This is a genomic window from Paenirhizobium selenitireducens ATCC BAA-1503, assembly GCF_900492185.1.
In the GTDB taxonomy this organism is placed as follows: Bacteria; Pseudomonadota; Alphaproteobacteria; order Rhizobiales; family Rhizobiaceae; genus Allorhizobium; species Allorhizobium selenitireducens_A.
This window is the reverse complement of record NZ_UEYP01000010.1, coordinates 24016-49105: the sequence shown is the minus strand read 5'-3', so window position 1 is coordinate 49105 and position 25090 is coordinate 24016. Positions and strand designations below refer to the sequence as shown.

The 25090-nt window shown below is 64.4% G+C and carries 23 protein-coding genes; 16 read left to right on the top strand and 7 right to left on the bottom strand.

Going from position 1 to position 25090, the window contains the following annotated elements; all coding sequences use genetic code 11:
- The first annotated feature begins 12 nt into the window (after positions 1–12).
- Together RHIZ70P_RS16230 and RHIZ70P_RS16225 are read left to right on the top strand one after the other, a co-directional pair.
- The gene (locus RHIZ70P_RS16230) at positions 13–639 is read left to right on the top strand and encodes a hypothetical protein (RefSeq protein WP_115671597.1); all 627 of its coding nucleotides are present in this window, start codon (positions 13–15) and stop codon (positions 637–639) included.
- 87 nt (positions 640–726) lie between these two features.
- The gene (locus tag RHIZ70P_RS16225; RefSeq protein ID WP_115671522.1) at positions 727–1206 is read left to right on the top strand and encodes a GNAT family N-acetyltransferase; all 480 of its coding nucleotides are present in this window, start codon (positions 727–729) and stop codon (positions 1204–1206) included.
- Positions 1207–1264: 58 nt separating this feature from the next.
- On the opposite strand, the gene RHIZ70P_RS16220 is transcribed toward RHIZ70P_RS16225, so the two are convergent.
- Positions 1265–1714, bottom strand: coding sequence for a nucleoside deaminase (locus RHIZ70P_RS16220; protein ID WP_115671596.1), 450 nt, complete (start codon positions 1712–1714; stop codon positions 1265–1267).
- Positions 1715–1784: 70 nt separating this feature from the next.
- Here RHIZ70P_RS16220 and RHIZ70P_RS16215 point away from each other — a divergent pair, with 70 nt between their 5' ends.
- From RHIZ70P_RS16215 to RHIZ70P_RS16205, 3 genes are read left to right on the top strand one after another with little or no spacing between them, the layout of a single operon-like run.
- On the top strand, positions 1785–3776 hold the full coding sequence (locus RHIZ70P_RS16215; RefSeq protein WP_115671521.1) for a pseudouridine synthase: 1992 nt from the start codon (positions 1785–1787) through the stop codon (positions 3774–3776).
- Positions 3777–3782: 6 nt separating this feature from the next.
- A complete protein-coding gene (rsmD, locus tag RHIZ70P_RS16210) occupies positions 3783–4343 on the top strand; it encodes a 16S rRNA (guanine(966)-N(2))-methyltransferase RsmD (RefSeq protein WP_115671520.1) in 561 nt (186 codons plus the stop codon).
- Between the two features lie 23 nt (positions 4344–4366).
- Positions 4367–5263 (top strand): patatin-like phospholipase family protein, encoded by an 897-nt coding sequence (locus tag RHIZ70P_RS16205; RefSeq protein WP_115671519.1) that lies wholly within the window; start codon positions 4367–4369, stop codon positions 5261–5263.
- Positions 5264–5271: 8 nt separating this feature from the next.
- Here the strand turns inward: RHIZ70P_RS16205 and RHIZ70P_RS16200 are convergent, their stop codons facing one another.
- A complete protein-coding gene (locus RHIZ70P_RS16200) occupies positions 5272–7083 on the bottom strand; it encodes a monovalent cation:proton antiporter-2 (CPA2) family protein (RefSeq protein ID WP_115671518.1) in 1812 nt (603 codons plus the stop codon).
- 108 nt (positions 7084–7191) lie between these two features.
- On the opposite strand from RHIZ70P_RS16200, the gene RHIZ70P_RS16195 reads away from it, so the two are divergent.
- The 6 genes from RHIZ70P_RS16195 (at position 7192) to lpxK (ending at position 13056) form a co-directional block, all read left to right on the top strand.
- Positions 7192–8538 carry a TldD/PmbA family protein gene (locus tag RHIZ70P_RS16195; protein WP_115671595.1) on the top strand — a complete coding sequence of 449 codons (1347 nt, stop codon included), beginning with the start codon at positions 7192–7194 and terminating at the stop codon, positions 8536–8538.
- A 39-nt stretch (positions 8539–8577) separates the two neighbouring features.
- Positions 8578–9387: a 3'(2'),5'-bisphosphate nucleotidase CysQ gene (locus tag RHIZ70P_RS16190; protein WP_115671517.1), complete on the top strand. Its 810-nt coding sequence runs from the start codon at positions 8578–8580 to the stop codon at positions 9385–9387.
- 61 nt (positions 9388–9448) lie between these two features.
- Entirely contained in the window at positions 9449–9697 is a 249-nt protein-coding gene (locus tag RHIZ70P_RS16185; protein ID WP_115671516.1) for a DUF4170 domain-containing protein, read from the top strand.
- 157 nt (positions 9698–9854) lie between these two features.
- Complete coding sequence (waaA, locus tag RHIZ70P_RS16180; RefSeq protein WP_115671594.1) at positions 9855–11174, top strand: lipid IV(A) 3-deoxy-D-manno-octulosonic acid transferase; 1320 nt, start codon at positions 9855–9857, stop codon at positions 11172–11174.
- Between the two features lie 23 nt (positions 11175–11197).
- Positions 11198–11905 (top strand): HAD family hydrolase, encoded by a 708-nt coding sequence (locus tag RHIZ70P_RS16175; RefSeq protein ID WP_181904043.1) that lies wholly within the window; start codon positions 11198–11200, stop codon positions 11903–11905.
- A gap of 113 nt (positions 11906–12018) precedes the next feature.
- Entirely contained in the window at positions 12019–13056 is a 1038-nt protein-coding gene (gene lpxK / locus RHIZ70P_RS16170) for a tetraacyldisaccharide 4'-kinase (protein WP_115671514.1), read from the top strand.
- A 16-nt stretch (positions 13057–13072) separates the two neighbouring features.
- On the opposite strand, the gene RHIZ70P_RS16165 is transcribed toward lpxK, so the two are convergent.
- Both RHIZ70P_RS16165 and mutL read right to left on the bottom strand, forming a co-directional pair.
- The gene (locus RHIZ70P_RS16165) at positions 13073–13300 is read right to left on the bottom strand and encodes a DUF2093 domain-containing protein (RefSeq protein WP_115671513.1); all 228 of its coding nucleotides are present in this window, start codon (positions 13298–13300) and stop codon (positions 13073–13075) included.
- A 65-nt stretch (positions 13301–13365) separates the two neighbouring features.
- Positions 13366–15216, bottom strand: a complete 1851-nt coding sequence (gene mutL / locus RHIZ70P_RS16160; RefSeq protein ID WP_115671512.1) for a DNA mismatch repair endonuclease MutL — start codon at positions 15214–15216, stop codon at positions 13366–13368.
- Positions 15217–15594: 378 nt separating this feature from the next.
- Between mutL and RHIZ70P_RS16155 the strand changes: the two genes are divergently transcribed.
- Positions 15595–17223, top strand: coding sequence for a response regulator (locus tag RHIZ70P_RS16155; protein ID WP_235842253.1), 1629 nt, complete (start codon positions 15595–15597; stop codon positions 17221–17223).
- Between the two features lie 127 nt (positions 17224–17350).
- Entirely contained in the window at positions 17351–18712 is a 1362-nt protein-coding gene (locus RHIZ70P_RS16150) for a putative bifunctional diguanylate cyclase/phosphodiesterase (protein WP_115671510.1), read from the top strand.
- A 96-nt stretch (positions 18713–18808) separates the two neighbouring features.
- On the opposite strand, the gene RHIZ70P_RS16145 is transcribed toward RHIZ70P_RS16150, so the two are convergent.
- Complete coding sequence (locus RHIZ70P_RS16145; RefSeq protein ID WP_115671509.1) at positions 18809–19417, bottom strand: PRC-barrel domain-containing protein; 609 nt, start codon at positions 19415–19417, stop codon at positions 18809–18811.
- Between the two features lie 224 nt (positions 19418–19641).
- The gene (locus RHIZ70P_RS16140) at positions 19642–20529 is read right to left on the bottom strand and encodes an SMP-30/gluconolactonase/LRE family protein (protein WP_115671508.1); all 888 of its coding nucleotides are present in this window, start codon (positions 20527–20529) and stop codon (positions 19642–19644) included.
- Positions 20530–20923: 394 nt separating this feature from the next.
- Between RHIZ70P_RS16140 and RHIZ70P_RS16135 the strand changes: the two genes are divergently transcribed.
- Positions 20924–21661: a LuxR family transcriptional regulator gene (locus tag RHIZ70P_RS16135; RefSeq protein ID WP_419178306.1), complete on the top strand. Its 738-nt coding sequence runs from the start codon at positions 20924–20926 to the stop codon at positions 21659–21661.
- A 492-nt stretch (positions 21662–22153) separates the two neighbouring features.
- Entirely contained in the window at positions 22154–23299 is a 1146-nt protein-coding gene (locus RHIZ70P_RS16130; RefSeq protein ID WP_115671507.1) for an Mrp/NBP35 family ATP-binding protein, read from the top strand.
- Between the two features lie 71 nt (positions 23300–23370).
- On the opposite strand, the gene RHIZ70P_RS16125 is transcribed toward RHIZ70P_RS16130, so the two are convergent.
- The gene (locus RHIZ70P_RS16125; RefSeq protein WP_115671506.1) at positions 23371–23841 is read right to left on the bottom strand and encodes an Hsp20/alpha crystallin family protein; all 471 of its coding nucleotides are present in this window, start codon (positions 23839–23841) and stop codon (positions 23371–23373) included.
- A 264-nt stretch (positions 23842–24105) separates the two neighbouring features.
- Between RHIZ70P_RS16125 and RHIZ70P_RS16120 the strand changes: the two genes are divergently transcribed.
- Entirely contained in the window at positions 24106–25083 is a 978-nt protein-coding gene (locus RHIZ70P_RS16120) for a magnesium transporter CorA family protein (protein ID WP_235842252.1), read from the top strand.
- The last annotated feature ends 7 nt before the right edge of the window (positions 25084–25090 follow it).

Here is a 25090-nt window from a genome sequence, read left to right as displayed (position 1 = left end):
TCGAAGGCATTCATGAAATCGGCAGAATTGTTCAGAGTTGGCGTCGGTATGGCCGGCCTTTTGCTCGCATGCTCCGCACTGACCGGCTGCGTCGGCAGCCCCACCTACGGCACCGACAAGACCGCCATGGAGCAATTGGTGGACGACGTCGGCTCGGCCGTGTCGATCGGCACCGACCCGAACAAGAACAAGGGCACCAAGTACAATCCGCGCCCGGCTCTTGTCATGCCGCCGGAAACCGCCAAGGCAGAGCTCGCCGTGCCGCAGCAGTCGCTGGCCGGCAAGGACAATCCGGAATGGCTGGAAAGCCCGGAAGAGGCGCGTGAGCGTCTCGTCGCCGAGGCTGACGCCAATGCCGACAATCCGCGCTACCGCTCGCCGCTGCTCGCCGGCTATGGCACCAATGGCACGATGACCGAAACGCAAAAGTGGCAGGCCTTCCGCGACGCACGCCAGCTGCAGAAGGGCGCCTATCTCGACCAGCGCCGCTACCTTTCCGATCCGCCGGCCGAATACCGCAAGGCCGACGAAGCGGCCCTGACCGATCTCGGCGAGCCGGAATCCAAGAAGGAAAAGCGCCGCAAGAAGATGGCCAAGGCCGCCAACCAGAACAGACACTGGTGGATGCCGTTCCAGTAAGCCGACAGGCTCTTTGGCTTTCCATGGGTAGGGCAGGGCGCAAGCGGCCTGCCCTTTTTCATGCCCGTTTCTCTCAAGGAAAACCCGATGAATTTCGCTATCCGCCCCGCGACGCCCGACGACGTCAATACCATCCTGCGCTTCATCACCGAACTCGCCGTGTTCGAGAAGGCCGGCCATGAGGTCGAGGCGACGCAGGACAGCCTCAAGACCTCGCTGTTCGGCGCCGGCGCCGTCACCGAAGCGGCGATCCTCGAAGCCGACGGCGTGCCGGCGGGTTTCGCCGTCTGGTTCTACAACTATTCGACCTGGCAGGCGAAGAACGGGCTCTACCTCGAGGACCTCTACGTCTCGCCCGACTATCGCGGTTCCGGGGCCGGGAAGCTTCTGCTGCGCCATCTGGCCCGGCGCGCCGTCGAAAAGGGCTGTGGCCGGTTCGAATGGAGCGTACTCGACTGGAACGAGCCGGCGATCCGAGTCTACGACGCGATCGGCGCCGAGCCGCAGACCGAGTGGATCCGATACCGTCTCGCCGGCGACAAGCTGAAGGAATTCGCGGCGGGGTGAGCGGCGGAACCGCGCACCGCCGTGATCCAGAGCACGGCACAGCTTCAGGCGACAGGGATCAGCGGCGCTCATTGAAGAAGTCGCGCAGAATGCCGGCGGATTCCGTTTCCCCGATCCCTGAATAGACTTCGGGCGCGTGATGGCAGGTCGGCTGGGCGTAGAAGCGCACGCCGTTGTCCACCCCGCCGCCCTTCGGATCTTCCGCGCCATAATAGAGCCGACGGATGCGGGCAAAGGAGATCGCCGCCGCGCACATGGTGCAGGGTTCGAGCGTGACATAGAGGTCGGCGCCCGCAAGCCTCTCGTCGCCGATTGCCTCGGCAGCACGGCGGATCGCCAGGATTTCGGCGTGGGCGGTCACGTCTTTTTGCGCCCGCGTCTCGTTTCCGGCCCGCGCGACGATCCGGCCATCCGCCACCACGACGGCGCCGATCGGCACCTCGCCGCGTTCGCCGGCCTTTTTCGCCTCATCGAGCGCCGCAACCATGAATCCGTCCGTCTGCGCCACGTCCACAACTTTCCTCTTAACCAAGGCGCCCTGACCTGCTAGGACAGCCCAAACCACAGGCAAACAGCAAATGACATTCAAAGACAAGTCCAGGCGCCCCGGACCGAAAACGTCCGACCGCGGCGGCAAGCCGCTCACCCGCAAGCCGAGCACGGCATCCGACAAGCCTGCGCCCAAGGCAGCCAAGCCGCAGGCCGCGATCGCCGCGGAAGATGGCGTAAAGCCCGAGCGCATTTCCAAGCTGCTCGCGCGCGCCGGCGTCGCTTCGCGGCGCGACATCGAACGCATGGTCATGGAAGGCCGGGTCACGCTCAACGGCAAGGTGCTCGACACGCCGGTCGTCAACGCGACCTTTGCCGATGCGATCGAGGTCGACGGCCAGCCGATCCGCGGCATCGAGCGCACGCGCCTGTGGCTCTACCACAAGCCGGCTGGCCTGGTGACCACCAACTCCGATCCGGAAGGCCGCCCGACGGTTTTTGAAAACCTGCCGGAAGACCTGCCGCGCGTCATGTCCATCGGCCGCCTCGACATCAATACCGAGGGCCTGTTGCTTCTGACCAATGACGGCGGCCTTGCCCGCGTGCTCGAATTGCCGACCACCGGCTGGCTGCGCCGCTACCGCGTGCGCGCCCACGGTGAGATCGACCAGCCGGCGCTCGACAAGCTCAAGGAAGGCATTGCCGTCGACGGCGTGCTCTACGGCGCGATCGATGCAACGCTCGACCGCAAACAGGGCCACAATGTCTGGATCACCATGGGCCTGCGCGAAGGCAAGAACCGCGAGATCAAGAACGTGCTCGGCGCGCTCGGTCTCGAGGTCAACCGCCTGATCCGCATCTCCTACGGTCCGTTCCAGCTCGGCGACCTGCCGGAGGGAAAGGTCGTCGAGGTGCGCGGCCGCATGCTGCGCGACCAGCTCGGACCCCGCCTGATCGACGAGGCGAAAGCCAATTTCGACGCTCCGATCTTCGACCATGGCGGCGTCGATGAGGACGAGGAGGCCGCTCCCGCCAAGGCGCGGCCGGCAAAGTCCGAATGGGCGCGCGAGGAAAAACCGCGCGGCGAAGGCCGGCGCGAAGGCAAGCCCGAAGACCGCCGCGAACAGGCGCTCGGCCGTCTAGACACGCGCCGCGACGAACCACGCGGCAAGCCGCAGGGCAAGCGTGCCGGCGACGACCGCGGCAAGGGTGGCTTCGGCGACAAGCGTGCCTCCGGCCCGCGTTCCGATCGCGGCGACAGCCGCGGCGATTTCGCCGACAAGCCGCAGCGCCGCACACCAGGATCGTCTCGCACCGCCAATGTCTGGATGGCGCCCGGCGCCCGTCCTGTGTCGGAAAAGAAGGCTGGCGAGGCTGCGGCTGCGGAAAAGCGCACCCGTGCCCGCCCCGACGGCGGTGCCGACAATCGCTATGGCCGGACCAAGGACGGCAAGCCGACCAAGTCGTCCAACCGTTTCGATCCGGACCGCAAGGCCAAGTCCGATTTCGGCCGTCCCGATCCCGGTCCGCGCGTGCTGGTCAGCCGCACCCGCGATGAAGAGGGTGAATGGATCCGCGCCGAGGAACCGGCGCGCCGCAATGACGAAGGTTTCGGCGGCAAGCGCGGCTTTGGCGACCGTCCCGATCGCGGTGACCGCTCCGAGCGTCCGGCGCGCACCGGCGACCGTCCTCGCAGCGACCGCCCGCGCGGCGACGGCCCCCGCGAGGGTCGCCCCTACGAGGCACGCTCGCGTGACGACCGCCCGCGTGGCGACCGACCCTTTGGCGACAAGCCGCGAGGCCCGCGCAGCAATGACGAGCGTCCGCGCGGTGATCGCCCGTTCGGCGACAAGCCGCGCGCGCCCCGCAGCGCCGACAGCCGCCCGGCGGGAGATCGCCCGTTCGGCGACAAGCCGCGTGGGCCCCGTAGCGACAGCCGCCCGGCAGGCGACCGTCCGTTTGGCGACAAGCCCAGGGGCAGCAAGCCCTTCGGCGCCAGGCCCGGCGCAAAACCCGGCGGGTCCAAGCCGTTTTCCGGCAAGCCTTCGGGCAGCCGCGGCCCTGCCAAGGGCAAGAGGTAAGCGGCGGTGCGGATCGTCGGCGGTGAGTTTCGCGGCCGTGTCCTGGCCGCGCCGAAATCCAACACCATCCGGCCGACTACCGACCGGACGCGCGAAAGCCTGTTCAACATTCTGGCGCATGCCCATCCGGGCGTGCTCGATGCCACCCGTGTGCTCGATCTCTTCGCCGGCACGGGTGCCGTCGGCATAGAGGCCCTGTCGCGCGGCGCGAAGTCGGCCCTGTTCGTCGAAAACAGCGTCGAGGGCCGCAGCCTGCTGTGGGAAAACATCGACGCGCTCGGCCTGCACGGCCGCGCCCGCATCCTGCGCCGCGACGCGACCAATCTCGGTCCTGCCTCCAATATCGAACCGTTCGACCTGGTGTTTGCCGACCCGCCCTATGGAAAGGGGCTTGGCGAGAAGGCGCTCTTTGCCGCCCATGCCGGTGGCTGGCTGAAGCCTGGCGCCGTGACGATCCTCGAAGAGCGGGCCGATGTCGAGGTCATGGTTGACCCGGTGTTCAAGTTCATCGAGGACCGCAGCTTCGGTGACACGAAAATGTACTTCTTTTCCTATAGGCCTGCCTGACGTCCCTCGCGCAAGAGCCCTCCATGTCAGCCAAGTTAGAAGAGAATGCCCTGACCCTTGCGCCGCCGCCGCTTGCCCGCTCTTCCGGCGGGCCGCGCATCGGCCTGGCGCTCGGCGCCGGCGGGGCGCGCGGCTTCGCCCAGATCCCGGTGATCGAGGCGTTCGATGAACTGGGCATCAAGCCGGCGGCGATCGCCGGATCGTCGATGGGGGCCATTCTCGGGGCCGGCATGGCCGCTGGCATGACGGGCGGGGAGATCCGTGACTACACCGTGGAAACGATCGGTCACCGCGCAAACGTCGCCAATCGCCTGTGGAATCTCGGGCCTTCGACCATGCGCGACGCGCTGGGCGGCTTCAAGCTCGGCCAGTTCAACCTCGAGCGTATCCTTCGCGCCTTTCTTCCCAAAGAGATCCCGGGCGATTTCGCCGGGCTGGCGATCCCGTTCAAGGTGATCGCGACGGACTATTACGGCCAGTGCGAAGTGGTCTGCGAGACCGGCGACCTCTACGAGGCGCTTGCGGCCTCCGCCGCCATTCCGGCGCTGTTCATGCCGATACAGCGCGACGGCCGGCTGATGATCGACGGCGGCATCTTCAATCCGGTACCCTACGACCACCTCTCGGATGTCGCCGACATCGTCGTCGGCGTCGATGTGATCGGCGGACCGGATAGTGCCGGCAGCTATGTGCCAAACCGGATCGACAGCCTGTTCGGCGCGACGCAGCTGCTGATGCAGGCGAACATCGCGCTGAAGATGAAGCTCAAGCAGCCGGACATTTTCCTGCGTCCCGACGTCAATGCCTTCCGGGTGCTGGATTTTCTGAAAGCCCGCCAGATCATCGAGGCCAACGAAGTGCTGAAGGACCAGTTCAAGCGCGAACTGGAGCTGCGGATCGAGGATTTCATCCGCCGCTGAAGTGAGTCTCAGGCACCGTCCTGGTCGGCATCGACGGGGTCGGGCTCCGAAAGGGCCGTTGCCCGTTTCGGCTTGACCAGCGGCTCGGGGCGGACCGGGCGGTTATGCAGCATGTGCCGGCCGGCGTGCAGGCCTTCCGCAACCTGGATCTTCAGCCGTTCCTCGTCGCGGCGGCGAATGTCCTCGCCGATCGCATAGGCCTCGTCCTCGCTGACGCCCAGGGCCTCGATCGTCCGACGGCCGAACAAAAGCCCGGACTCCAGCGTCTCGCGCAGCTCATATTCGACGTCGCGCTTTCTGAGCGAAATACTGTGGACCCGGTCGTAAGCCCGCACGAACAGCCGCGCATCGGGATATTCGGCCCGGATCATGTCGACGATCCGGTCGGTGATCTCGCGTTTCTGGGTGCAGACCGCGATGACCTTCGCCCGCTCGATACCCGCGGCCCGCAGCACGTCGAGACGTCCGCCATCGCCGAAATAGATGCGGAAGCCGAAGGATGCGGCCTGGCGGATGCGGTCGGCAGAATCGTCGATGATGGTCACGTCGCGGCCGCTGGCGAGCAGGATCTGCGCGGCGATCTGGGCAAAGCGGGAAAAGCCGATGATCAGCACATCGGAGCCGGCGCCCTCGAAATCCTCCTCGATCTCCTCGCGCGTCTCCTCGCTGATCAGGCGGCGGGTGATGATGGAGCCGAACGGCATCAGCGCCATGGAGAGCGTGACGATGGCAATCAGCAGCGACGAGGTGGCGGTGCTGATCAGTCCGCCGACGGCGGCCGTGGTGAACAGCACGAAACCGAACTCGCCACCCTGCGGCAGCAGCAGCGCAATGCGGATCGCATCGTTGTGGCCGGAGCCCGTTGCCCGACAGAGGCCATAGAGAATGCCCGCCTTGATCGCCATCAGGGCCGGGACGGCGATCAAGATGATGACGAGATTGTTCCAGATCACGTCAAGCTGCATGGAAAGCCCGACCGCCATGAAGAACAGCGCCAGCAACAGGCCGCGGAATGGTTCTATGTCGGCTTCGAGCTCATGCCGGTAGGAGGATTCCGCCAACATCACGCCCGAAAGGAAGGCGCCCATGGCCATGGACAGGCCGACCGCGTGCATCAGCATGGCCGACCCGAGGACGACGAAGAGGGCAGCGGCAATCATCACCTCGCGCGCGCCGGTGCGGGCGATCACCTGGAACAGCGGGGTCAACAGAAAACGCCCGGCCATGATCGTCGCCAGGATGGCGGCGATCGATATGGCGATGTCGACGAGCGCGGATTGCCCGTCTCCTTCGGTGTTTCCGCCAAGGATCGACACCATGGCAAGCAGGGGGACGATGGCGATGTCCTGCAAGAGCAGGATCGAAAAGGCGCGCTGTCCGTGCCGGCTGTTCAATTCGTTGTTGTCGTTGAGGATCTGCAGCGCGAAAGCGGTCGATGACAGCGCAAGGCCGAAGCCGGCCACCAACCCGCCGCGCCAGTCCGTGAGGCCTGCCATGACGCAGGCACCGGTCAGCACCAGACCGGTCAGCACCACCTGTCCGGTGCCCAGCCCGAATATGTCATGGCGCATGTGCCACAGCCGCGTCGGCTTCAGTTCCAGCCCGATGATGAACAGCAGGAACACCACCCCGAGCTCGGCCACGGCGAGAATGTCTCCGCTGCCGGTAATGAGATGGGCGATCGGACCGATGACGACGCCGGCGGCCAGATAGCCGAGCACCGTGCTCAGCCCGAGCTTGCGGAAGACCGGTGCCGCGACGATGGCGCCGCCGAGCAACAGCAGCGTTTCGGCGAAAAGCGCCTCGGCTCCGGTCGACAATCTGTGGCTCTCCTGCGTTTGTGATCGCCTATGGCCGGTGAATCACCGGGCGACCCTTGATGCCTTTCGTAATGCACAATAAATGGAGCGGGAATGAAAGGCCAAATCATGTCCAGCCAGATCGATTCCGCCAGCCTCCTCTCCCGTGCCGAGGAACTCGTCGCGCTTGCGCTCAAAGCCGGCGCCGACAGCGCCGACGCCGTGGTCGTCCGTTCCCGCTCGACCTCTGTCAGCGTCCGCCTCGGCAAGGTCGAGCAGACCGATGCCTCCGAAGGTGACGATTTTTCGCTGAGGGTCTTCATCGGCAAAAAGGTCGCCAGCGTCTCGGCCAATCCCGGTTTCGACCTGAAAGTGCTGGCCGAGCGCGCCGTCGCCATGGCGAGGGTCTCGCCGGAAGATCCCTATGCCGGCCTTGCGGACGAGGCGGATCTCGCCCGCTCGGTCATCGATCTCGATCTGTTCGACCCGACTGAAGTGTCGAGCGACATGCTTCGCGAGGCGGCCCTTGCGATGGAAGCCGCAGCCCTGGGCGTCGACGGCGTCAGCAATTCGGTAGGCGCCGGTGCCTCCGCCGGCATGGGCGGCATGGTGCTCGTCACCTCACACGGCTTTTCCGGCAGCTACATGGCCTCGCGCTTCAGCCGTTCGGTCGGCGTGATCGCCGGCGAGGGTACGCGCATGGAGCGCGACCACGATTTCGACAGCCGCCTCTATTTCGCAGAACTCGATACGCCGGAAGCCATCGGCCGCCGCGCCGGCGAGCGCGTCGTCAAGCGGATCAACCCGCGCCAGGTGCCGACCGACAAGGACGTCACCGTGGTCTTCGATCCGCGCGTCGCGCGCGGCTTCGTCGGCCACATCGCCGGTGCCATCAATGGCGCCTCGGTTGCCCGCAAGACCTCCTTCCTGCGCGACCGAATGGGTGAGCAGGTGCTTAAAGCCGGACTGAACATTACCGATGATCCGCTCAAAATTCGCGGCTCCGCCTCGCGGCCGTTCGACGGCGAGGGCGTGCGCGGCGAGAAGCTGACGATGATCGAGGACGGCGTGCTGAAGCACTGGTTCCTCTCGTGTTCGGCGGCCCGCGAACTCGGTCTGCACACCAATGGCCGCGGCGCGCGCGGCGGCACCTCGGTTTCGCCGACCTCCACCAATCTGGCGCTCGAGCCCGGAACGATCTCGGCCGAGGACCTGATCCGCCAGGTCGGTACCGGCTTTTACGTCACCGAACTGATCGGCCAGGGCGTCGACATGATCACCGGCGAATACAGCCGCGGCGCGACCGGGTTCTGGATCGAGAATGGCGAACTCACTTTTCCGGTCTCCGAGGTGACGATCGCCTCGAACCTCAAGGACATGTTCATGCGCGTCACGCCGGCAAGCGACATCGACCGCAAGTTCGGCGTCGCCGCCCCGACGATCGCCATCGAGGGCATGACCCTTGCCGGACGCTGACGGGTGGGCGAGCGAAGCGGCGGGCCGAAAGAGGCGGACATGACGGGTAAGAAGACCTTCGACTGGCAGGCGGACATGACGCTGATCGCCACGGCCGCACGTGAGGCCGGCGCGGTGGCGCTGAGCTATTTCGGCCAGTCGCCGGAAGTCTGGTGGAAGAACGAGGGCCATTCGCCGGTCAGCGCCGCCGACTATGCCGCAAATCGCTGCCTCGAGGATCAATTGCGCAAGGCCCGCCCGACCTATGGCTGGCTGTCGGAAGAGACCGACGACGATCCGGCGCGGCTCGACTGCGAGACGCTCTTCGTCGTCGACCCGATCGACGGCACGCGGGCCTTCATCAACGGCCGCAAGACCTGGTGCGTCAGCGTCGCGGTGGTGCATCAGGGCAGGCCGGTGGCCGGCGTTCTGGTCGCCCCGGCGCTCGACGAGGAATTTGCCGCCTGCGGCGATGGCCCGGCATTGAAGAACGGTCAGCCGATCACCGTGGCGCCGCATCGTCCGGATGAACGCCTGCGCGTTGCCACCCCGCAGGACATCGTCTCCGCCTTTGATGCGGTCATCCGCGCCCGCATCGAGCGGGTCGAGCACATTCCCTCGCTCGCCTATCGGTTGGCCATGGTCGCCGAGGGCCGGATCGATGCCACCCTGGTCAAGCGCAATTCCCATGACTGGGATCTCGCCGCCGCCGACCTCATCCTCGAACGGGCCGGTGGCCGGCTTGTCGATCTTGCCGGCGAGCGGCTGCGCTACAATCGGACGGAGGTGAGCCATGGCGAGCTGTGCGCCGCCACCGACGCCGAATTGCCGGACCTGCTGAAACACCTGCTTCTCCTGCCGCGCGGTTGACCTTTTCCGCGAAATCGAGCAGAGGAAGGTGGGAGATAATCCGAATTGAGAGAAACCGAGAATGACGGAATCCAGCGATAAGAAGCAGCTTCTTCACCTCGTCTTCGGAGGCGAATTGTCGAGCCTGGAAGACGTTCAGTTCCGCGACCTGAATGCGCTCGACATCGTCGGCATGTTCCCCGACTATGCAAGCGCGCTCGCTGCCTGGAAGGCCAAGGCGCAGCAGACGGTCGACAACGCCCATATGCGCTATTTCATCGTACACATGCACCGCCTGCTCACCCCGGGCGGCAAGACCATCGAGAGCTGAAGACTTTTTTCGGCAACGGCCTGTGGACGAAGTCCCGCGCCGTTGCCGCCTGTCACTTTTAAAACGTAGTTTTGAAGCATCTGACTATTGCGTAGCCACACCCCGGAAAGGGCGAAATGGCGTCCATGATGAACAGAAACGGTCCCGCACAATGGCGATGAGCGATGGTCTTGCATCGTTGATCATAGCCTCCTACGGCTGGGCAGGCATTGCCGCCTATCCGCTGACGGGGCCTTTGCTCGCCTTGCGCGCAGCCAAGGGCAAGGAAGATCGGGCCCGCCGCCTGGAACGCTTCGGTTATCCGTCGATCGACAGGCCTGCCGGCCCGCTGGTCTGGATGCACGCTGCCAGCGTCGGCGAGACGCTCGCCATCGTCCCCCTGATGCGGGAACTGCGTCGGCGCGACATCAACGTATTGTTGACCACCGGTACCGTCACCTCGGCCGAGCTCGCCCGCTTCCGTCTCGACGGCGAGATCCTGCATCAATATGTGCCGCTCGACGTCAAGCCGGCAGTGCGGCGCTTCCTCGCCTATTGGCGGCCGGATGTGGCGATCTCGGTGGAATCGGAAATCTGGCCGACCACGCTGATGGAACTGCACAAGCGTCACATCCCGCAGATCCTCGTCAATGCACGGATCTCCGATCGTTCCTTCGACCGCTGGCGGCGCCATGCCTCGATCGCCGAGGCGCTGTTCTCCAAGCTGGCGCTGGTGATTGCCCAGTCGGATCTCGATGCCGAGCGATTCCGCGACCTCGGTGCCTGGCCGGTCAACGTCTCCGGCAATATCAAGGTCGACGGTGATGCACCGCCCTGCGACGAGGCGGTGCTGGAGCGCTACCGACAGCAAATCGGCCCGCGCAAGACCTGGGCGGCGATCTCCACCTTCGAAGGCGAGGAGAAGATCGGCTGCATGGTCCATCGTGCGCTCAAAGCGCATACCGGCCTCTTGTCAATCGTCGTCCCGCGCCATCCCGAGCGTGCCGACGAGATCGAGGCGATGATGATCGAAAAAGGGCTGAAAGTCGCGCGTCGCACCCGCGAAGACGTCATTACCCCGGATATAGACGTGTTCTTGGGCGACACGATCGGCGAGATGGGCCTTTACCTCCGCCTGACCGAGATCGCCTTCGTCGGGCGCTCGCTGACCGGCGAGGGCGGGCAGAATCCGCTGGAGCCCGCCATGCTGGGCTGCGCCGTCCTGTCCGGCCCCAAGGTCGGGAACTTCCGCGAGAGCTACCAGCGCCTGGTGCGCAACGGCAGCGCGCGCATCGTCCGCGACGCCGAAATGCTGGCCAAGGCCGTGCACTTCCTGACGACCAATGACCTCGCCCGTCACAAGATGATCGATGCCGGCATGGAGAGTATCCAGGAGATGCGCGGTGCGCTGATGGCGACGGTCAAGGGCCTGGAGCCCTATATCAATCCGCTGACGGTCCAGGCCCGGCTCGAGCCGCGCGCCGCCGGTCGCGCCTGATGGTGGCGGAGGACAACCGCGTCTTGGCTGCGCCCTCGAACATTGCCGGCATCCTGTTCGACAAGGACGGCACCCTTCTCGATTTCGACGCGAGCTGGGCGCCGGTCAATCGAAAGCTGGCCCAGATCGCCGCCGTCGGCGATGCGGAACTCGCCGACCGGCTGCTGGCCGCCTGCGGCATGGACCCGCTGTCCGGCCATCTCGTGCCCGACAGCTTGCTGGCGGCCGGCAACAGCCGCGAGATCGGCGAGGGGCTGATCGCCGCCGGGGCGCCCTTCGACCTGGAAGTCCTCGTGCCCCTGATCGATGATCTTTTTGCCAGCGCTGCCGAGCTTTCCGTCCCGGTAACCGAACTCGAGCCATTGTTCGCCCGGCTGCGCCGGCGGGGCCTGAGAATCGGCATCGCCTCCAGCGACAATGAGCGATCGATCCGAGTTACAGTCCAGCGCTTCGGCATTGGCGACTATGTCGATTTCGTCGCCGGCTATGACAGCGGCCACGGCTCCAAGCCCGGCCCTGGCATGGTCCTGGGCTTTTGCGCCGAGACCGGGCTTGCGCCGCATCAGGTGGCAGTGGTCGGCGACAACAATCACGACCTTCACATGGGCCGCAATGCCGGTGTGGGGCTCAAGGTCGCGGTGCTTTCCGGCACCGGGTCGCGCCAGTCCCTCGAAGAGGCATGCGACATTCTTCTCAACGATATCACCGAGCTCGAGGCCGTTCTCGACTGATAGACCTGTCCTGGAATGGGGCACTCGACTTGACGAAGGCCATGCGGTCTGGCTCTGTTGCCGCCAGTGCGAAGCCCTGGCACAGAGCCCCGGAACAAGGATAATCACAAGACATGGTATCGGAAGCGCCGCCGTTCTGGTGGATGAAACCCGACTGGCGTGCCTGGAGCCTGGCGCCGCTTTCCTTCCTTTACGGCCGGATCGCAGGCTATCGCATGGGGCGGAAACGCCGCCACGCGCCGCCGGTCCCGGTGATCTGCGTCGGCAATTTCACCGTCGGTGGCGCAGGCAAGACCCCGACCGCCCTGACGATCGCCCGCGCCGCCAAGGCGAAAGGGCTGAAACCCGGCTTTCTCAGTCGTGGCTATGGCGGTTCGCTCGACGTTACCACCGTGGTTGATCCCGAGCACCACCGCGCCGTCGATGTGGGAGACGAGCCGCTGCTGCTCGCCCGCGAGGCGCTGACCGTCATTTCACGACGCCGTGTTGCCGGTGCAGAACGCCTGGTCAAGGAAGGCGTCGATCTCATCATCATGGACGATGGCTTTCAAAGCGCCCGGCTGGCCGTCGATTTCGCCCTGGTGGTGATCGATACAGGTCGCGGCATCGGCAATGGCCATATCGTGCCCGGCGGTCCGGTGCGGGCCCCGATCGCCGTGCAGATGCGGCATCTCGATGCCATCCTCAAGGTGGGCGACGGCAATGCCGCCGACCGGCTCGTGCGTCAGGCGGCAAGGGCGGGTAAACAGGTGATGGTGGCGAAGCTTCGGCCGCAAGGCGATGCCGGGCTTGCCGGCCACCGCGTGCTCGCCTTTGCCGGCATTGCCGATCCGGGAAAATTCTACCGAACATTGGAATCGATCGGCGCCGAGATTGCCGCGACGCGCGACTTTCCCGACCATCACCATCTGAGCGACGACGAGATCGACGACCTGATCGCCCATGCCGAGGCGAGTGGCCTGATCCTTGCGACCACTGCCAAGGACATGGTGCGGCTGATCGGTGGCCATGGACGTTCAGAGGAACTGCGGCGGCGGGTGAGCGTCGTCGATGTGGAGATGGCCTTCGACGATCCCCAGGCGCCGGGCTTCATCATCGATCGTGCCATCGAGACCTGCCGGGCGCGGCGGCTGAAGAGGCCCGCGCGCTGAGGGAAAATCTGCCCTGTCAGCGCTTCTGGTTGGGAAGGGCGCCGGCCCGCTTTTCCGCTTCGAGAGAGGCGGCGGCGTCGATGTAAGGTTCCTGCCGCGCGACGCTCCAGTATTTCAGCTCGTCGATCATGATCGGCTGGCCGGTGATCGCGCAGGTGACATAGGAGCCCGGCGACAGGATCTGGAAGTCCGCGTCGAGGTAGCGGATCTTGGCTTCCCGGCTTCCGCCTTCGAAACGGTTCATCTGGCGAGGTCTCCTGCGTGTAACGAAACTGCCATAGCGCGCCATCGTCGCGATTTCCAGCCCTTTCAGCTTCGCCCGAACAGCCGCTCGATGTCGGAGAGCTTGAGTTCGACATAAGTAGGCCGGCCGTGATTGCACTGGCCCGAGCCCGGCGTCTCCTCCATCTGCCGCAGAAGCGCGTTCATCTCCTCGACGCGCAATTGCCGCCCGGAGCGCACCGATCCGTGGCAGGCCATGGTTGCCGCGACATGCTCCAGCTTTGCCGAGAGACCAAGTGCGGTATCCCATTCGGCAATCTCGTCGGCGAGTTCGCGGATCAGGCCCGGCACGTTCATCTCGCCCAGCATGGCCGGGGTCTCGCGCACCGCGATCGCACCGGGCCCGAACCGCTCGATGGCGAGCCCCAGTTGTTCGAGCGATGCGGCATGCACCATGAGGCGGTCGCAGTCTTCCTCCGGCAGGTCGACGATTTCCGGGATCAGCAGGCCCTGCGACGGCAGGCGGCGGCCGGAAAGCGCCTTGCGCATCTGCTCGAACACCAGCCGCTCATGGGCGGCGTGCTGGTCGACGATCACGAGCCCGTCCCTGGTCTGCGAGACGATGTAGTTGGCATGGACCTGGGCGCGGGCGGCCCCGAGCGGATAGGCGACCGGTTCCGCCGACGCCCCCGGTGCCCCCGGCGCTTGCCCCCCGCCGGGACCTTCGCTGCGGGCCGCAGGCATCGCCGTTTCGCCGAAGGACGCCTGCGCCGCCTCGCCGAATCCCGGTCGATAGTCGGTATTGCCCGTCTCCTGTGAATGGGGCGCAGTGAAGGGCCGGTAGGGCGACGACTGGAAACTCCAATTGCCGCCGGATGTCGCGGCAGCCGTCGGGCGGAAACCGGGCCTGAAGGCGCGCAGCATTCCCTCCGCCCCGGTGGTCGAGGCGCGGTCCCCTTCGCGCTTGAGCGCCTCGCGGATGGCGCCGACAATCAGGCCGCGCACCAGGCCCGGATCGCGGAACCGCACATCCGATTTTGCCGGGTGCACATTGACGTCGACCAGCGCCGGATCGAGCGTCAACGCCAGCACCGCCACGGGATAGCGGCCCTGCGGCATGGTCTCGGCATAGGCGCCGCGGATCGCCGATAGGATCTGCTTGTCCTGCACCGGCCGGCCGTTGACGAAGGCGTATTGATGGGCAGAATTGCCGCGATGGAAGGTCGGCAGGCCGGCAAAGCCGCCAAGGTGCACGTCCTCGCGTTCCGCATCGAGCGCGATCGCATTGTCGCGGAAATCGGCGCCGAGCACCTGGGCGATGCGCGCCAGATGATCGTCGCCGGTCGCCGGCAGTTCCAGCGTCGAGCGGTCGCTGCCCGACAGCACGAAACGGATCGCCGGAAAGGCGATCGCCATGCGCTTCACCACTTCGGTGATCGCGGCAGCCTCGGCCTTTTCGGTCTTGAGGAACTTCAGCCGGGCCGGGGTGGCGAAGAACAGGTCGCGCACCTCGACCGTCGTTCCTGGATTGGCCGCGGCCGGCCGGACGGGGGAAACCTTGCCGCCGGCGACGACGATTTCGGCTCCTTCGGAACTGCCGGCCCTTCGGCTGGCAATGCTGAGCCTGGCGACCGAGCCGATCGACGGCAGCGCCTCGCCGCGGAAGCCGAGCGAGCGGATGTCGAACAGCGTGTCGCTGATCTTCGAGGTGCAGTGGCGGCGGATGGCAAGCTCGAGATCTTCCGCCTCCATGCCACAGCCGTTGTCGGCGACCCTGAGCAGGCTCTTGCCGCCGCCGGCCGTGGCGATCTCGATGCGCGTGGCGCCTGCGTCTATGGCGTTCTCGATCAATTCCTTCGCCGCGCTCGCGGGTCGTTCGATGACCTCGCCGGCGGCGATCTGGTTGATGAGTGTTTCGGAGAGTTGCTTGATGGTCATTTGAGCATTTTCGAGGATTCGTCGCTGCGAGGGAAGCGGTAACTGCACCGGTTGCGCGAAAGCGGGACAACTGGCATGGGCCATTAAGATCGCCTTAAGCTTGAGCCGATAGTTTCAACGCAGACTTGAAATGTTCTCCGGCAATGCTGCCTAGTCAGCAGGGGGAGGGGCGGTGCCGAAACGTCCTTCATTCCGCCCCTCGCCAATTCAAGGCTTCCTTCGGCATGTCCGGTTGCGTTGCGTAAGACATAGTGACTTCGGCCGGGTTGCCCTGCACCCCGGCATTTTCGAAGCGACATCGTGGATGCGTAGCACCAGTATTGGTGACGACAGGCCAAAAGGGGATGATGGATGGTGAGCGGGGTATCGGATGCATCGTTGCAGACGACCATGCTCGACGCCGTCTCGGAAGCCTTGGCCGTGGCTTTCATCGTCTATGATCGCAACGATGAGTTGATCTACGCAAGCCGCCTGATTCGCAACTACTTCCCCGTTCCCCCGCAGTATTTTACGCCCGGCACGCGGCTGCGCGACTATCTCGGGGCACTCTATGACGCCGGCTGGCGCGGCGCGGCGACGGCCGGTCGCGACGATGCGGCGCAGAGCAGGGAAGAGTGGATCGCCGAGCATATTTCCGCCCATTGGCGCGAACGCTCCGAAGTCCAGCAATGCGACGGCCAGAGCCGCTGGACCCGGCTCACCAAGCGCAGGCTCGCCTCCGGTCACGGTATCTGCGTCATCACCGATATCACCGAGCAGAAGAAGCGCGAGGAGCAATGGCGCGCCGACATCGAGCGCGTGCAACTGACCGAGGAGATCCTCGACAACCTGGCGCAGCCGGTCTTCGTCCAGGATCGCAGTCTCGGCATGGTCGCGGTCAACAAGGCCTTCTGCCGCTTCATGGATATTTCGGCCGAAAGCGTGTTGGCGGGACCACTGGCAGGCGCATTTGCCGACGATATTGCCGAGCGCCTGACCAGCGTTTCCCGGCACGTGCTGGAGACCGGGACGCCTTCGGCGACGGCGGTCGAGCTTCAGCCCGTCGCGAGCATGGTGCGCCGGGTCGTCCTGCGCAGTCTGCGCGTCGGCAAGCCCGGCCGCTATTTCGTCGTCACCAGCTTCGACGACATGGCGCAGGCTCCAGCCGATGACGGAGACCATGCGACGCTCTCGTCGGCTTCCGGAAAAACCTATCCGCCGGAAGACGCCCGAGCGCGTGACGAACACAATGCCGCCCCGCAGGGCCGCAAGGCCCTGCTTGTCACCGGCGACACAGATTTCGAGGCGAAGAGCCTCAAGACGCTGCAGCGCCTCGGGCTCGACGCCTGCTGCGTGCGCGATGCGGCCGAGCAGGAAGCCTTTCTCAGCGTCGCCCGCTCGGTCGGCGTCAAGATCGATCTGATCCTGGTCGACACGCAGATGGACGTCAAATGCCTGGAAGTGGCAGATGCCTACGGCATCGGCACCATCACGCTGGACGGCTTCCAGCTCGATACCGAACTCGCCTTTCACGTGATGGAAAAGCTGGCCGGGCTGGAGCCGGAGGAAGCTGCCGATGATTGGCAGATCAACGCCGCGGAAGCCGAACGCAGTCCTCCCCTCGAGCATCAGGCGGCGCCGTTCGTCCTGGTCGCCGAGGATAACGACATCAACCAGATCGTCTTCGCGCAGATCCTCGAGGGGCTGGGCTATGCCTACAGGATCGCCGCCGATGGCGAGGAAGTCGTGCGGTTGTGCGACGAGTTGAAGCCCGACATCGTGCTGATGGACGTCACGCTCCCGGTCGTCAACGGGTTTGAGGCATGCCGCCGCATCCGCGAGATGGAACGCGGCACGGGGCGCACCACACCGGTGATCGGCGTCCTGGTTCAGGCTTTCGAGCGTGATCGTGACGAGTGTTTCGCGGCGGGAATGAACGACGTGATCCTGAAGCCGCTGAGCCCGGATGCCGTCGAGGCGATGCTGACCCGCGCCGTTCCGGCCAAAAAGGGCGCCGCAGCCCTTTGATCGTGCTGTCAACCCCCCAAATAATGGGTCGGGTCGACGACGCAACTCTGCGGAAACTCTATTATTTTTTAATGTTTGGCTTTCATCCTCACGAATGAGTGAAGAGGATTCTTTCCAGGATGCGCCGATGGGCCCTGCCGGACCAACATTGCCTCAGGTGAGCCAGAACGAGCTTCAGGCGATGGCCTATACCGATCAACTGACCGGCCTCGGCAACCGGTATCGGCTGCGCGACAAGGTTCGACTGCTGGCCGGCGAGCGCGCGGCCGATCCGGCGCCCTTCACGGTCGCCATCGTCAATCTCGACGGCTTCAAGCCGATCAACGATCTGTTCGGCTCGGTCGCCGGTGACGAGATCCTTTGCCAGGTGGCGCATCGGCTGAAGGCCTGCGTTCCCGACGGCGCCACCGTCACCCGTCACGACGGGGACGAATTCGCCATCATCTTGCCACTCGTTTTCGAGCGGCTTGGTGCGGAGCGCACCGGCCAGATGATCAAGGATGTGCTGTCGGCGCCCTATGATCTGGGCGATCGCAATGTCCGTCTCTCCGCTTCGCTTGGTTTCGCCGTCTATCCGTTCGCCGGTGCCGATTTCGAAGAGCTGATGAAGAGCGCCGAGACGGCGCTCTACCGGTCCAAGCGCCGCGGCCGCGGCCAGATCACCGTCTACTCGCGCGAGATAGCGCAGGAAATGAAGCGCGCCACGCAACTCGAGCAGGCGCTGCGCAATGCCATCATCACCGACAATGTCGACGTCCATTTCCAGCCGATCGTCTCGCTCGCCGACAATCGCGTCCTCGGCTTCGAGGCGCTGGCCCGCTGGAACGACCCGGATCTCGGCTTCGTCTCGCCGGCCATTTTCGTGCCGCTCGCCGAGGAGCGGGGCTTCATCGACATGCTGTCGGAGACCTTGTTGCGCAAGGCGGCGGAGGCGACGCTCGCCTGGCCGCGCGAACTCTTCCTGTCGTTCAACCTGTCCTCGGCCCAGCTGATGGACCCGCGCACGGCCTCCAACACGCTGTCGATCCTGTCGGCCGTCGGTTTCGACCCGCGCCGCCTCGAACTTGAGATCACCGAGACCGCGGTAATGACCTCGGCCGACACGGCACGCCGCATCATCAACGATCTGCGCCAGGCGGGCATCCGCATTTCCCTCGACGACTTCGGCACCGGCCAGTCCAGTCTCGGTCGGCTGCGCGACTTTATCTTCGACAAGGTCAAGATCGACCGTGCCTTCGTCTCGGCGATCAGCACCGACCGCACGTCGGAGCACATCATCAAGGCGATCGTCACCATGTGTGAAGGGCTTGATCTCGAAGTAGTGGCAGAGGGCATCGAAACCGCATCCGAAGCCGAAAAGCTGCGCCGTCTGGGCTGCGGCATGGGGCAGGGCTACTATTTCGGCAGGCCGGCGGACGCCGCAGCAACGCTGCGCTATCTCGATACGCACCACCATGAATTCGCTCTCGTCGAGCGAGCCAGCGCCTGAAACGATACAGCCGCCTCAGGTCCCGTTTCCAGACAAGCAAAAAGGGCGATGCCGAAGCATCGCCCTCGATGGGGTCAACACGTCCCTCGTTCCAGGTTACTTGGTAACCGTCGACGAGGTGGTGGTGTTGTCGGTCGGGGTCATGGTCGAACCCGCGTCAGCCTGGTCGTTGAGCTTCTTGAACTCCGGAGCGCCCTTCAGCGTTTCGGCGGTCTCCATGGTCGTCAGGCGAAGCTCGTCAGCATCGTCGGCGTCACGGGTGACCGTGATCTTGCTCATCGGAACGGCAACATCCTTTTCGCCGATGCCGAGGAAGCCGCCGACACCGATCACCGCAGCGACGATGCCGCCCTTTTCTTCGATGATCAGGTCGTTGATCTCGCCGATCGATTCATCGCCCGAGGTATAGACCGACTGACCGATGAAGTTGTTGGCGCTGAGCTGGCTTTCGCTCTGCTCGGTCAGATAGGTATCGGTCGTGGCAGCCATGTTGGAATTGGCGGCAGCCGGATCGGACGGCGTCGTTGCGGCAGCATTCGGCGCCGTGTCGGTCATCGGAGCGACGGCCGGAGCCTCGGTGCCGGTAGCGGCCGGAGCCTCGGTACCTGCGGCCGGAGCGGTGGCATCCTGGGCATAGGCGAGCGGAGCGATTGCGGTCGAGCCGAGCAGAACAGCGGCGGCGAAAGCGTTGAGGGTCTTTTTCATGGTGGACCTACCTTTCCTCTGAGATGGTCTTGCGAAAGACGCGGTCGGCTTGGCCCGTTTTTGGATGGGCGGAGCCGATCACGTCGGTTCGAGAGGAAAATGCGTGTCGTCCCTATTCGTTCCCACGCTCTTGCCGGTAATATTTTCATCCTGGCGGGGAACAATTTTGCGTGTCGCGGTAGATCTGCTAAAAGGGGCCGGCGGTTGCCGCCGGCTTGAATTCATCAGAGCTTGAAGGCGGGCTCGATGCGGCCTTCGACGGTTGCGCCCAACTCGAACGTTGCGCCCGCCAGAGGATCGGCAGCGCGTCCGGCGTCGTCGAGGCCCTCCCAGCAGGAGGTGACGATCAGCCGATCGGCATTGCGTCCGATGAAGGCCGGGCAGGTCACGCGCTCTGCCGGCAGGTCGTAGCGGGCGAGGTGGCGGCCCTGCGGATCATATCGGTCCACCCCGCCGCCGCCCCAGCGCGCATTCCAGATATCGCCCGTGGCGTCGCAGACGGAGCCGTCGAATACGCCCGGCTGGTCACGCCCATCGATGAACAGGCTGGCATCGCCGGTCGGAAGGCCGGTCGCGGCGTCCAATGGAACACGCATCAGCGTGTTGACCTTGGAATCGACGAAATAGGCGGTGGCACCGTCGGGCGAGAAGCAGATCGAATTGGGAATGCTGACCTTGTCGAACAACCTGGTCACAGTCTGGCCGGCGACATGATAGATAGCGCCGGCGCCGGTTGCGGCATCCTTGCCCATCGTGCCGATCCACAGCGTGCCGGAAGGATGCACGCGCCCGTCATTCGAACGATTGCCGAGGCTCGACGGCTCCAGTTCACAATAGGGGCTGAACGCACCGGAGCCGACCTCGCGCAGGAACAGGCCCCGGTCGGACGCCACGAGATGGCGGTGACCATCGATCCGGGCAATCACGCTGCCCATGAAGGGCAGATCCTGCGTGGTGACTGCCCCGGTGTCGAAGTGCCGCTGCCGGAGGCTCTGCCCGAGAATATCGAACCACCAGAGGCAGTCGAGTTCGGGATCGTAAAGCGGGCCCTCTCCGAGTGCCAGCTTCGTCTCGTCGAGGACCTTCCCCACAAACGGATGGTGTGACGTCACTTGTCTTCTCCCAATGGGCGTGTCGATGCAAATGGTTTTCCGACCCCGTATTGACAGGGGTTTACCGTAAAATAAAGTTAGTCGCTGGACTGCGGTCCATTTCTGCGGCTATTGTCCACTGCGTCGGCAGGCTGGATTCGTAGGCAATCCGTCAGGCTGGTCTGGCGCGGTCGATACAAACCTTCCATTCCGTGTCAAAAACGACTGGTCGCATCAATCAGAAGCGGTGTGGGGAAGAACATAATTGACGATTGTCATGCGTGGTCGGGTGCGTTTCTAGGGGGGGCGGACAAGCTGCGCAAAAAATCCGCCTTCGGTTCCGCCGGAGGCCGGGATCTTGTGCAGCCTGGGATTGTCGCCTGTTGATTCTGGGGCCTTGCGAAGAAACTGTACAATGAATGTGATGCACACTGATGGCGCCGACCGTATTGCGGACTACGTCGCCGAGATCGCCGGATTCAAGACCCAGTTCGATGTCTTCCGTTTCATGAAGCGGTTGACGGAACACTATGGTGCGCGCGCGTTCATGGTGCTGAACCTGCCGGCGGCGACATCGCTTGATCTGTCGAGCAATTCGATCATCACCAATTGGCCGGCGGACCTCATCTCCGAATACGACCAGACCGCGCTGCTGGCCTCGAGCCCGATCCTGACACGCCTGCGGCTCGCCACCGCGCCGTTCACCTTCAATATCGACCATGTCGCCAAGCAGCGCGATGCGCGCACGACGGATATCTCGAAGTCGATGTTCGAGCGCTACCGCATGCCGCGCGGCGCCTATTTTCCCGTCCATGACGCTTCCGGAATGCGCGGTGCCGTGTCCTTCGCCGGTGATCGTCCGGAGTTTACGGCCGCCGAGATGATCGAGCTGATGTATCTCTCGGTTCATGTCTACAATCGACTGGCCGAGATCCGCGAACTCGACAACCGCGCGACGGACATGCTGACCGAACGGGAGATCGACTGCCTGAACTGGACGGCGGCCGGCAAGACCAGCGTCGAGATCGCCGAGATCCTCGGCCTGTCCGAGCACACCATCAACCATTACCTCAACCGCGCCACCAAGAAGCTCGACACCGTGAACCGCACGCAGGCGGTCGCCAAGGCGCTGAGGCTCGGACTGATCAAGTAGGGCGGGTTCCGCCGCTTGCTCCGGCGTTCGGATCCTCGCCCTCTTTTCCGCTGGCCGGCATGCACTGCCTCAAATTTGTTCTTGCCGCGATTGGTCCGCACAAAACACGGGCAGGCCGGCCGCAGCCTGCCATGGCAATTGATCCGCCCGTCGCGTTATCTCCTTGAAATCCGGCATGAACAGCCGACAGTCTCCAGACTGGCACGCTTTCTGCATGGATGGAAACAAGTCCAGAGGGGACGTTGCAAGTCACCTGAAAAAGGTGCGGCAAGGGAAGCCGTCGTCAAGAATGCCCGCCACTCCGGGCATGATTTGGCGGCGGTTTTCTTTTTGCAGCCGCTTTCGGCTTTGTGCGCCGCGCACCTGTCGCCCGGACCTTCCGCCGCAGGCTGGCCTGCCCACGCGCGTGCTTTTCCGGTTGGCGAAGCGGCCCACGTCCACTATCTAGAGCACAACCGGCTCCCGGGCGGAGCGGAATGCGGAGAGGGTGGAATGAGCGCAGTCACGAGAGATCAGGTTCTGGAGACGCTGAAGACCGTGCGCGGTCCGGGTTTTGAACGCGACGTCGTCGCTCTCGGCATGGTCTCCGACGTCTTCATCTCGGACGGCAAGGTGTATTTCTCCATCACCGTGCCCGCCGAGCGCGCCGACGAACTCGAACCGCTGCGCCAGGCTGCCGAACGTGCGGTGAAGGCCATGCCCGGCGTCAAGGGCGCGTTGGTCAGCCTGACCGCCGAGCGCAAGGCGGGCGCCGCACCCGCAGCCAGGCCGCAACCTGCCGCGCACGCCCATTCGCATGCCCCGGCCCAGGCGCCGTCCGGCCAGCGCCCGGCCAGGCAGACCATTCCCGGCATAGGCGCGATCATCGCGGTCGCCTCCGGCAAGGGCGGCGTCGGCAAGTCGACGACGGCGGTAAACCTCGCTTTGGCGATGAAGGCCAACGGCCTCAAGGTTGGCATCCTCGATGCCGATGTCTACGGCCCCTCCCTGCCGCGGCTGATGGGGATAACCGGCCGTCCGCAGCAGATCGAGAATCGCATCATCGTGCCCATGGAAAACTATGGCATCAAGGTCATGTCCATGGGCTTCCTGGTCGATGAGGGCACGGCGATGATCTGGCGCGGACCGATGGTCCAGTCGGCGCTGATGCAGATGCTGCGCGAAGTCGCCTGGGGTGATCTCGACGTGCTGGTGGTCGACATGCCGCCGGGCACCGGCGACGCGCAATTGACCATGGCCCAGCAGGTCCCGCTGTCCGGCGCCGTGATCGTTTCCACGCCGCAGGATCTGGCCCTGATCGACGCCCGCAAGGGCCTCAACATGTTCAACAAGGTCGAGGTTCCTGTTCTCGGCATCGTCGAAAACATGAGCTATTTCATCGCCCCCGATACCGGAAACCGCTACGACATCTTCGGACATGGCGGGGCGCGGGCCGAGGCCGACAAGATCGGTGTGCCCTTCCTCGGTGAAGTGCCGCTGACGATCGCCATTCGCGAAACGTCGGATGCCGGCACGCCGGTGGTCGTCTCCGATCCGGAGGGTCCTCAGGCCAAGGTCTATCGCGAGATTGCCGAGAAGGTGTGGAACGAGGTTCAGGCCCGCTCCGGCCGCGCCGCCCCTTCGATCGTCTTCGAGTAGGAATGATCGGGCAGCGGGAAATCAACCGCCGCCCCAGGCGGACAGGGGCGGCGGGATAGCGCGACCACTTGTTATTTTTCGATCGCGATCTTGCGTTCGGCCGGAGCCGTGTTCGGCTTCTTGGGCATGGTGACGGTCAGCACGCCTTTGTCGAACTTGGCGGCGACCGCAGCCTCGTCGACACTCGAAGGCAGGCGCATCGACCGCTGGAAGCTGCCATAGCGCCGTTCGACGACATGGTAATTGTCCTTGTCATCCTTCTTTTCCATCTTCTTCTCGCCCTTCAGGCACAGCACGCCGTTCTGGATGGAGATGTCGATGTCGTTTTCGGCAATGCCGGGAAGTTCGGCGGTCAGCACGATATTGTCGTCCTTCTCGACGACGTCGATCGATGGCGCCAGAAAACCTTCGCCTTCGGATGCTGAGAGCAACTTGTTCTTGCCGAAGAAGTTTTCGACGACCTGATCCATTTCCTTGCGCAAATCGGCGAAGGGATTGTCGGACCAGAGGCTCGGAAGAATACTCGGTGACTTGTCTGCCATGATTTCCTCCACAAAGTTAAGATTCCGATGATCGGAACGGAGGCGATATTAGGGCCAAGCCCCTGCCGTGCCTTGATCCAAGTCAACTTTGGCGTTTGGTCAAAACGACTTGCGCGCGGTTGCACGCTGGGCAAAAGGGAGCCTGGGGGCTGGTCGGCCGCTTGCCGCACCAAGGCCCTTGCATTTTTCTCCCGCGAGGTGTTTGGTCGCCCTCCAGTGATCAGCTTCTGCCGGGAAACGGCGTGCCATGAGAGTGTTTCGAATTTGATCAGGGCGTATCGACCCGACGGCACGGCGGAGATCTTCTCCGCAAGCGATCCGCGAACCAATCTCGACCCCGCCATCCTGTGGCTCGACCTCGTCAATCCGGATCGGGCCGAAGAGGAGCTTGCCGAGCGGCTGCTCGGCGTGCCCCTGCCAACGCGCGATGACCTGAAGGACATCGAGCCGTCGAGCCGGCTTTATGTCGAAGACGCTGTGGTCTTCATGACCGGTTCCCTGGTCTATCACGTCGAAACCGACCTGCCGGAACTGACTGATGTCGCTTTCATCCTCAGCGGCAACCGTCTCATCACCATCCGCTATGCGGAACCGCGCGCATTCAGCTTGTTCAGCGCGGGACTGCTGCGGGTTCCCGGAAGGTATCAGACGGGCGCGGAAATGTTGGGACGCCTGCTCGAAACCGTCGTCGATCGAACGGCGGAAGTGCTCGAGATCGGCGTTGCGCGTCTTGATGCGCTGTCGGCCGAGGTCTTCGTTGACAGGAAGGCCGCAAAGCGCCGGCCTCCGCGCTTCCTCGAAGACAAGCTCCTCGACATAGCGAACCATCACCGCCTGGTCAGCAAGGCGCGCGACAGCCTGATGTCGCTGTCGCGCCTGGTCACCTTCCTGCGCTCGCAGCCCCTGGTCCGCAAGGACCCGGAGGCGGATGAATTGTGCCGCATCGTCGCCCATGACATCCAGTCTCTGTCCGAGCATGCCGGCTTCGTGTCGAACAACATCACCTTCCTGCTCGACGCCTCGCTCGGCCTGATCAGCGTCGAGCAGAACGCCATCATCAAGATATTCTCGATCGCCTCCGTCGTGTTCCTGCCGCCGACCCTGGTCGCCTCGATCTACGGGATGAACTTCCAGTTCATGCCGGAGCTCCACTGGCAGTTCGGTTACGCGCTTGCGCTCGTCGCCATGCTGCTGTCGGCGATCATTCCATTCCAATTCTTCCGCTGGAAAGGCTGGCTCTGAAGAGCCA